Source organism: Novosphingobium organovorum, from assembly GCF_022832435.1.
GTDB lineage: Bacteria > Pseudomonadota > Alphaproteobacteria > Sphingomonadales > Sphingomonadaceae > Novosphingobium > Novosphingobium organovorum.
The window spans coordinates 47,721-54,033 of record NZ_JALHLF010000018.1 but is presented as its reverse complement, the minus strand read 5'-3'; the positions used below and the strand labels follow the sequence as shown (position 1 = coordinate 54,033).

6 protein-coding genes are annotated in these 6,313 nt (G+C 65.8%); 3 read left to right on the top strand and 3 right to left on the bottom strand.

From position 1 onward, the window contains the following. Positions 1 to 872 (bottom strand): DEAD/DEAH box helicase (locus MTR62_RS07355; protein ID WP_244018503.1); only part of this gene is annotated, 872 nt, incomplete at its 3' end. Between the two features lie 274 nt (positions 873 to 1,146). On the opposite strand from MTR62_RS07355, the gene MTR62_RS07350 reads away from it, so the two are divergent. Further along, positions 1,147 to 3,048, top strand: coding sequence for a putative bifunctional diguanylate cyclase/phosphodiesterase (locus tag MTR62_RS07350; RefSeq protein WP_244018501.1), 1,902 nt, complete (start codon positions 1,147 to 1,149; stop codon positions 3,046 to 3,048). Between the two features lie 180 nt (positions 3,049 to 3,228). Here MTR62_RS07350 and MTR62_RS07345 read toward each other — a convergent pair whose 3' ends face one another. Together MTR62_RS07345 and MTR62_RS07340 are read right to left on the bottom strand one after the other, a co-directional pair. Then, the gene (locus MTR62_RS07345; RefSeq protein ID WP_244018499.1) at positions 3,229 to 4,008 is read right to left on the bottom strand and encodes an energy transducer TonB; all 780 of its coding nucleotides are present in this window, start codon (positions 4,006 to 4,008) and stop codon (positions 3,229 to 3,231) included. A 123-nt stretch (positions 4,009 to 4,131) separates the two neighbouring features. After that, entirely contained in the window at positions 4,132 to 5,148 is a 1,017-nt protein-coding gene (locus MTR62_RS07340) for a polyprenyl synthetase family protein (RefSeq protein WP_244018498.1), read from the bottom strand. Between the two features lie 109 nt (positions 5,149 to 5,257). Here MTR62_RS07340 and MTR62_RS07335 point away from each other — a divergent pair, with 109 nt between their 5' ends. Both MTR62_RS07335 and MTR62_RS07330 read left to right on the top strand, forming a co-directional pair. Then, on the top strand, positions 5,258 to 5,560 hold the full coding sequence (locus tag MTR62_RS07335; protein ID WP_244018496.1) for a chorismate mutase: 303 nt from the start codon (positions 5,258 to 5,260) through the stop codon (positions 5,558 to 5,560). Further along, a complete protein-coding gene (locus MTR62_RS07330) occupies positions 5,557 to 6,312 on the top strand; it encodes a hypothetical protein (RefSeq protein WP_244018494.1) in 756 nt (251 codons plus the stop codon). Before MTR62_RS07335 ends, MTR62_RS07330 begins: the two co-directional genes overlap by 4 nt. Position 6,313: the final 1 nt, after the last annotated feature.

The following is a 6,313-nucleotide window of genomic DNA, read 5'->3' as shown; positions in this document are numbered from 1 at the left end:
CCGGCATCGACCACCACCGAGACGCCATCAAGCGTCAGCGAGGTTTCGGCGATCGCGGTGGCCAGCACGATCCGGCGCGCGCCATCGCTCTCGCGCCGGATCGCGGCGCGCTGCGCGGCGGGCTCGCACTGGCCGTGCAGACGGTGAAGCCGCGCGCTGGGCAAACGCGCCTCCAGCCGCTCGGCCACGCGTTCGATCTCGCGCACGCCGGGCAGGAAGGCCAGAATATCTCCCGTCTCCTCCCGCCAGGCGAGCGTGACGGCGGCGGCCACCGCGTCCTCGATGCGCTGGTCGGGCGAACGGCCAAGCCAGCGCAGCGCGAGCGGCCAGGCCCGCCCTTCGCTTTCGACCACGGGCGTTTCGGGGCCGAGCAGATCGGCAAAGCGCGCCCCATCGATCGTCGCGGACATGACCACCACGCGCAGGTCCTCGCGCAGGACCGCGCGGCATTCGAGCGCGAGCGCAAGGCCCAGATCGCTGTCGAGATGGCGTTCGTGCGCCTCGTCGAACAAGACCGCCGAGACGCCTTGCAATTCGGGATCGGACAGCAGCGTGGAAACGAAGATCGCCTCGGTCATGACCAGGATGCGCGTGCGCGCCGAACGGCGGGTGTCGAGACGGGTGAGGTAGCCCACGGTCTCGCCCGGTTCCTCGCCCAGCGCCTGCGCCATGCGTTCGGCCGCCGCGCGCGCAGCAACGCGGCGCGGCGACAGCAGGATCACGGTTCCGGTGCACCAGGCCTCACCGAGCAGCGCAGGCGCGACCGCGGTCGTCTTTCCCGCGCCTGGCGGCGCGATGAGCACACAGCCCGTCCCCTGTGTGAGGTGGCCAAGGAGCCTGTCCAGAACCTGGCTGATCGGCAGATCGCTCATGCCCACGCTCCGGTCAAAACCGCGCACACGGTCCAATTCGCAGCGGCCGCGACCGAATTTCCGGCCAAGTAGAAAATACCTAGAAAAACGAATTCACGCGCCGCCACGCCCGATGCTCCATGCGCCATTTTACTCATCGACCGCCAGATTGATTTGTCACCATCTACACTTCGTCAATCATTGGCGTTTAGCACAGCTGGCGGAGACTACGAATTTGCCACGCCAAACGCACCCTGCCCTGATTTCCGGCAAGCCCGGCCAGCATCCGCTCGTCGTGGCCCAGTTTCTGCGCCTGCGCGAGCAGGTCCCGCCGCTCTACGGGCTGCTTTCAATCAACGCCGCGATTCTGGCCTATACCCACCGCGGCATAGCACCGGGCATGCTGACCTTGTCGGTGCCCGCCGTGCTGATTTCGGCCTGCCTTATCCGCATGCTGATGTGGATGCGCCCCGTCAAGGTCGAAACCCTCGACCCGACCCGCATCGCGCGCAACTTGCGCAAGACCAGCGTGCTGGCCATCGTGTTCTGCATCGCTTTCGTGTGCTGGGCCTTCGCGCTCGACCAGTATGGCGGAGCGGAACAGCACGGCCATGTCGCCATCTTCGTGGCGGTCACGCTGCTGGGCTGCGTGTTCTGCCTCGGCTTCCTGCCCAAGGCCGCCGAAGCGGTCTGCCTGACGGTCATCGCCGCCTTCCTGATCTACAGCGCGGTCAAGGGCACCGAAGTGCTGATCGCGATCGCGATCAATCTCGCACTGGTCGCCGCGGTCATCCTCAAGCTGCTGCGCGATTCGTTCAACGCCTTCGTCGAGCTGGAAATTTCGCAGCGCGCGCTCAACTCCGAACGCCGCCAGGCGCAGGCATTGGGGGAGGAAAACGCCCACCTCGCGCAGACCGACGCGCTTACCGGCCTTCCCAACCGGCGCTATTTCTTCGCCATGCTCGAAAGCCTGCTCGAACATTCGGGCACGCAAGACCCGTTCTGCATCGGGCTGATCGATCTCGATCGCTTCAAACCCGTCAACGACACCTACGGCCACGCCAACGGCGATCGCCTGCTGACCATCCTGGGCGAGCGCATGGCCGCCGCCGCGCCCGACAACGCGATCCTCGCACGGCTTGGCGGCGACGAATTCGGGCTGATCGTGATGGGCGACCTCGATCAGGCCGAAGCGGTCACGCTGCGCCTGTGCGAGCAGATCTGCAAGCCGGGCCAACTGGGCGACGTGGTCGTTTCGGTCGGCTGTTCGGCCGGTCTCGCCTCGTTCCCCGAAGCGGCGGTGACCGCCAACCGATTGTTCGACCGGGCCGATTTCGCGCTCTACCACGCCAAGAACCACAAGCGCGGCCAGTGCGTGCGCTTCACCGAAGAGCTCGAGGCGCTGATCCGCTCCGAGCAGACTCTCGACACCGCGCTCCAGGCCGCCGACTTGCGCCGCGAGCTCTCGCTCGCCTTCCAGCCGATCGTCGAGACGGCCGAGCTCGAACCATTGGGAGTCGAATGCCTCGCCCGCTGGCATTCGCCGCTGATCGGGCAGGTTTCGCCTGAACAGCTCATCGCCACCGCCGAAAGGCTCGGCCGCGCGCGCGAGGTGACGCTCACGCTGTTCGACAAGGCGCTCGACGCGCTCGAACGCCTGCCGGCGAACCTGCGCCTGTCCTTCAACCTTTCCGGGCACGACCTGTGCGATGCGAGCACGATCGCGGCGCTGCTCGAACGCATCGCCAGTGCCCCCTTCCCGTCCGCACGCCTGCTCTTCGAGATCACCGAAACCTCGCTGATCGAGGAACTCGAGATCGCGCGCGGCGCGCTCGAACGGCTGCGCCAGACCGGCGCACGGATCGCGCTGGACGATTTCGGGACGGGCTATTCAAGCCTCTCCTCGCTGCACCAGCTTCCGCTCGACATGGTCAAGATCGACCGCAGCTTCGCCTCGCAGCTCGACGAGGCGGCCGGGCGTCGGCTGATCACCGCGATCCGCAACCTGGCGCGCTCGCTCAGCCTGGAATGCGTGATCGAGGGGATCGAGACCGAAAACCAGCTCATCAGCGCACGGCTCGCGGGCTTTCCGCTGGCGCAAGGCTACCTCATCGCCAAGCCGATGCCACTTGACGATCTGCTGCGCAGCGTCGTGCCGAACCTCAGCCCGCTCTCCAAGGCAGCCCCCCTGCACTGAGCGCAGGCGGGCAAGCGGCCCGGACCTTCGAACCGGACAACCCGCGCCTTTTAGGTCTTCAGGGTCTCTTGGAATTCAACGAGAAGGGAGGATTTCGATAACCGGCGCGCCGCGTGCTTTATCGAAGGCGCAAAAGGCCGCCTTTCGACTGCCCCCCAAGGGCCCAATCCCCACGAAGCCCTAGTTCGCCGAAAGACGGCGCATCCCGTAGTCGATGCGGATGCTCACCCATTCCCCGATCATCGGTTTGCCGTTCTTCGACGGCGGCTTGACGCGGAACTGCCAGGCCGCGTTGAGCACCGCGAGACCAAAGCCCGAGCCGCGCGGGGATTCACCCAGGATCTGGCAATTCTCGACCCGGTAGTCGGGGATCGTCTGGCAGGCGATCAGGCCATAGCCCGTATCGGGGTGCTGGGGCGGCAGATAGGTCGCAAGTTCGGCATCGGTCGGACGGCGGTACCAGTCGGCCTTGTAGAGCACCGCGCCACCCGGCCCCTCACCCGGACCATAGACCTTGCCGCCACCGGCTTCCTCGCCCGACGGCGCCGAACTCGACATCTTGCCGATGTCGGCCGCGGCCATGTCCGAGCTCGACATCTTGAGGAAGGTGAAGGCAGGCTTGTCCGAAGGCGCCTTGGGCGTGTCCTTGGGCGGGGTCTCGACCGGCTGGACGAACTTTTGTGGCTTTTTCTGCTGCGCCTTCTTTTCTTGCGCCGGCTTGGCGGCCTCGGCCTTCTTGTCGCCCTTGTCGTGCTTGTCGCCCTGGACGTCGAAGGTGGTGACCGTCTGTTCCTTCTTCTCCAGACGCGGGGCGACCTGGGTCTGGTAGATCGCCGCGAGCAGGACGAGCAGGATGATGATCGCCGAGAGCGTCGCGGAAACGGCGCGTTGCCTCGGGGAGCCCGAATGGTACCCGCCCGATTGATAGCCGTATGCAACGCGGTAAGGGCGATCACTCATCGGGCGTGCCTTAACCTGCTCGACCCGTCGCCGCAATTGCAGCGACCGTCACCAATTGTCGCGAGAACCCATTTTTTGCGCATCTCCCCGCAACAAAGCGGAAATTTACGCCAGAGCGAAGACTTAGTAGCGGCGTGCGACCGCGAACTGCACCGCTTCGCCCATCGCATCGCGCGCCGCGCCCGCCGGAAAGATCGAAAGCGCATCGATCGCCCGCTGGGCGTAGAGCCGCGCACGCTCGCGCGTGGCCTCGACGCACTTGTGCTTGTTGATGAGGTCGATCGCGTGCGCCAGATCCTCATCCTCGCAGCGGAAGCCCGCGATGGCTTCTTCCCAGAACTTGCGCTCCTCGGCACTGCCGCGCGCATAGGCGAGGATCACCGGCAGGGTCATCTTGCCCTCGCGGAAATCGTCACCCTTGTCCTTGCCCGATTCCGAACTTTCCGAATCGTAGTCGATCGCATCGTCCACCAGCTGGAACGCGATGCCCAGGTTGCGCCCATAGGCGTCGAGCGCCAGCTCCTCGGCTTCCGACTTTTCGGCAACGATCGCCGAAATGCGCGTCGCCGCGGCGAACAGCGCGGCGGTCTTCGATCCGATGATCTGGAGGTAGTGCTCCTCGCTCGTCTCGATCCGGCGCTGCGCGGTGAGCTGGTCGACCTCGCCCTCGGCGATGATCGAGCTGGCCTTGGAAAAGACCTTGAGCACCTTGAGGCTGCCATCCTCGACCATCAGTTCGAAGGCGCGGGTAAACAGGAAATCGCCCACCAGCACGGTCGCCGGGTTGCCGTAGACGATGTTCGCTGCCGCCTTGCCGCGGCGCATGTCCGAACCGTCGACCACGTCGTCGTGAAGCAGGGTTGCGGTGTGCAGGAATTCCACCGCCGCAGCCAGCTTGTGATGGCGCGTGCCCTGATAGCCGCACAGCTCGGCCGCAGCGACCATCAGCATCGGGCGCATGCGCTTGCCCCCGCCCGCGATCAGGTGGCCGGCCAGAGCCGGGATCAGCGGGACTTCGCTCTGCATCCGGTCGAGGATGACGGCGTTGACGCTGTTCATGCCCGGCGCGGTCAGCGCCAGCATAGGTGCAAGGGAGGGCTCGGCCCCGTGTTCACGCAGGGATATGACTTGTGCACTCATCGATGGGGGCAATGGAAGCTTGTGGCCCGCGACGCAAGAGCAAAAGGCTCCATTCGCAGCAATCACGCGGTTGGCAGATACGCAAGTCCCGTGCTAGCGCGCGCAAACGATGACCCAGGACACCCCCGCTTCCGATCCGGTTCTTGCCGGCTTCCGTTCGAGCATCGACAATATCGATGCCGCGCTCATCCACATGCTGGCCGAACGGTTCCGCATCACCCAGGCGGTGGGCGCCTACAAGGCCGAGCATGACCTGCCCGCCTCCGATCCGGGGCGCGAGGACATCCAGATCGCCCGCCTGCGCAAGCTGGCCGAGGACGCCAATCTCGACCCCGATTTCGGCGAGAAGTTCCTGCGCTTCATCATCCAGGAAGTGATCCGCCACCACGAACGCGCCAAGCAGGCCGATTGATCGCGCGGCGCGCCCTCACCGGGCTTGCCCTGGGCCTTCTGGCGGCAAGTCCGGTCAGCGCGCGGGCGCCAGCCCCGATTGATCCGGGCACCGATCTCGTCCACTCCGACGTGCCCTTGTGGGGCACCGGCGATCCCGACTTCTACCCGCAGAACTTCACCGGAAAAGACAGCTGGGGCCGCTCCAGCCGTATCGCCATCGGCGACTGGCGTTTTGCGCCCAATTCCGCAGTCTTTGGCGACGGCACTGAATTCGCCGCGGAATGGTGGCGGCTTGCCAATTACGGCGTGTTTCATTGCGCGTTTGTCGAGCAGCGGTCCGACCAGCCCTTTGCGGACCTGAGTTCCGATGAGCGCGCCGCGCTCGCCGTCGATTACAGCTGGATCGTGCGGATCGGCACGCTTTCGCACAAAGGGCGCAAATGGGAACTGTGGGATCTGCAATCGGGCGCGCGTACCGGCAGCGCGCATACCCTGCTCCTGCGTGACCCGGCCATCGGGTCCGGCTTAATCAAGCGTTTCGAAGTGCTCCAGCGCCACTGCCCGGCGCGGTTCCAGCGTCAGGGCGTCCCCATCGATATCTGGAAAACGCGCTACTGCGCGATCAACACGCGCGAGGACCTGATCGCCTTTGCCCGCGCGATGGCGCGAAAGCCGGTCCTGGGCACGCTGGCCTGGCTGGGCCCGGCGCCATCCCAAGACGACACGCCGGAAGAGGGCCCGTCGCACGGCGGCGCACCCTCGCCCCGATAGC